2 protein-coding genes are annotated in these 1869 nt (G+C 77.0%); one reads left to right on the forward strand and one right to left on the reverse strand.

Annotation, left to right across the window (positions count from 1 at the left end; all coding sequences use genetic code 11):
- A partial coding sequence (locus ABEB16_RS21775; protein WP_345714260.1) for a medium chain dehydrogenase/reductase family protein occupies positions 1 to 953 on the reverse strand: 953 nt, incomplete at its 3' end.
- Positions 954 to 1089: 136 nt separating this feature from the next.
- Between ABEB16_RS21775 and ABEB16_RS21780 the strand changes: the two genes are divergently transcribed.
- The coding region (locus ABEB16_RS21780; RefSeq protein WP_425560292.1) for an HhH-GPD family protein at positions 1090 to 1869 on the forward strand (780 nt) is incomplete at its 3' end.

Below are 1869 nucleotides of genomic sequence, written 5' to 3' on the forward strand. Positions count from 1 at the left end.
ACCTGCGCCCGCAGCGCGCCGTCGGCGAGCAGCCCGAACACGGCCCCGAGGTCCTCGGCCAGCCGCGCGCGGAACGCCGCCCGGCGCCGCCTGCCGGCCCAGACGTCGAAGAAGGTGGCCCGCTTGCCGTTGGGCAGCAGGTTCCACAGCGCCAGGCGCGCCACGAGCAGGAGCACCGGCAGCCGCGGGTCGCCGGTGACGTCGCGGGTCGAGGCGGTGCCGTAGGAGACGAGGGCGCCGCCGGGGGCCAGCAGCCGCCAGGAGTCGACGATCCCCGCCCCGCCCACGTGGTCGAACACCGCGTCCACACCCCCGGGGGCGAGCTCCCGCACGCGGGCGGCCAGGTCGGGGTCGTGGCGGTCCAGGGGTTCGGCACCCAGGGCTCGCACCGCGTCGTGGTGGCGCGGGGAGGCGGTGCCGATCACCCGGACGCCGGCGTGCACGGCGAGCTGGACGAGGGTGGAGCCCACGCCGCCGTTGGCCCCCAGGACGAGGACGGTCTGCCCGCGGCGGACGCGGGCGACGCGGTGCAGCATCCGGTGGGCGGTGAGGCCGTTGACGACGAGGGTCTCGGCCTCGGCGGGGTCGACGCCGTCGGGGACGGGGACGAGGTCGGCGGCCTGCAGCAGCGCCGCGCTCGACCAGCCGCCGGTCTTGGTGAGGGCGGCGACGCGGCGCCCGAGGAGCGACGCCTCGACGCCGGGGCCGACGGCGGTGACGGTGCCGACGAGGTCGTAGCCGGGCACGAAGGGGAAGGGCGGCTGGTCGTAGTACCTGCCGCGGCGCATCTGCTGCTCGGCGAAGGAGACGCCGCTGGCCTCCACGGCGACCAGGGCCTGCCCGGCGGCGGGGGTGGGCAGCGGTCGGCGGCGCACGAGGAGTCCGGCGGGTTCGACGACCCCGGGGAGGACGACCTCGGTGGTCTGGACGCTGGTCGGTGCGGTGGAGATCACGACAACTCCTCACTGATCGATCAGTCACTTGTGCGGGCGGCCATCGAGGTGTCGTGGACCGCTATGTAACTGATTACACACTCACAACTAGCGGCCGTCAAGGGTGTCGGCCCGGCCGGGTGCGACGATGGCCCCGATGCCCGCCCCGCTCATGCGCACCGCCCCCGACCCGTCCGGCGATCCGCCCGGTGATCCGGTGCAGGACCCGGCCGCCCGCGCCGTCCTGCACGACACGGTGATCGGCTGGTACCGCCACCACGCCCGCGACCTGCCCTGGCGGGAGCCCTCCTGCCCGCCGTGGGGCGTGCTCGTCAGCGAGGTGATGCTGCAACAGACCCCCGTCACCCGGGTGCTGCCGCGCTGGCGGGAGTGGATGCAGCGCTGGCCCCGGCCCGCCGACCTCGCGGCCGACAGCCCCGGCGAGGCGGTGCGGCACTGGCAGTCGCTGGGCTACCCGCGCCGGGCGCTGCGGCTGCACGCCGCGGCCACCGCGATCGTCGAGCGCCACGGCGGCGAGGTCCCCGACGACCACGCCGCCCTGCTGGCGCTGCCCGGCGTCGGCGCCTACACCGCCGCGGCGGTGGCCTCCTTCGCCTTCCGGCAGCGGCACGCCGTCGTGGACACCAACGTGCGCCGCGTGCTGGCCCGGGCCGTGACCGGAGCCGCCGACGCCGCACCCGCGCTGTCGGCCGCCGAGACCCGGCTGGCGAGCACCCTGCTGCCCGCCGGTCCCGAGGAGGCCGCGACGTGGGGCGTGGCCGTCATGGAGCTCGGCGCGCTGGTGTGCACGGCCCGCGTCGCGCGCTGCACCACCTGCCCGCTGGCCACGACCTGCGCCTGGCACCGGGCCGGCAACACCCCGGGGGCCGTGCCGCGGCGGGCGGTGCCGTCCCGACCGGACCCCTGTCTCCCGCGG

This window comes from Kineococcus glutinatus (assembly GCF_039542765.1).
Classification (GTDB): Bacteria; Actinomycetota; Actinomycetes; order Actinomycetales; family Kineococcaceae; genus Kineococcus_A; species Kineococcus_A glutinatus.